The 383-nt window shown below is 65.8% G+C and carries 1 pseudogene; it reads left to right on the forward strand.

The features are described 5' to 3' along the window. Positions 1-114 precede the first annotated feature (114 nt). A pseudogene (locus tag JHD63_RS25135) lies at positions 115-252 on the forward strand (class I tRNA ligase family protein); the annotation flags it as partial. Between the last annotated feature and the right edge of the window lie 131 nt (positions 253-383).

Consider the following 383-nt stretch of genomic DNA (forward strand, 5'->3'; position numbering starts at 1 on the left):
CCCCCCCCCCCCCCCCCCCCCCCCCCCCCCCCCCCCCCCCCCCACCTTTTCAAGCAGAAGACGGCATACGCGATTTCCTGTACGGTCTCGTGGGCTCGGAGATGTGTATAAGAGACAGGTACGCTGTACATGGGCCATGCCTTCAACCACACGGTGATGGACAGCCTCACGCGCTACCACCGCATGAAGGGCGCCAACACGCTGTGGGTGCCGGGCACCGACCATGCGGGCATCGCCACGCAGATCGTGGTCTGTCTCTTATACACATCTGACGCTGCCGACGAAGAGAACCTAGTGTATATCTCGGTGGTAGCCGTATCATTAAAATAAGGGTGGTGGGGGGGGGGGGGGGGGGGGGGGGGGGGGGGGGGGGGGGGGGGGGG

This window comes from Xylophilus sp. ASV27, assembly GCF_016428875.1.
GTDB lineage: Bacteria > Pseudomonadota > Gammaproteobacteria > Burkholderiales > Burkholderiaceae_C > Xylophilus.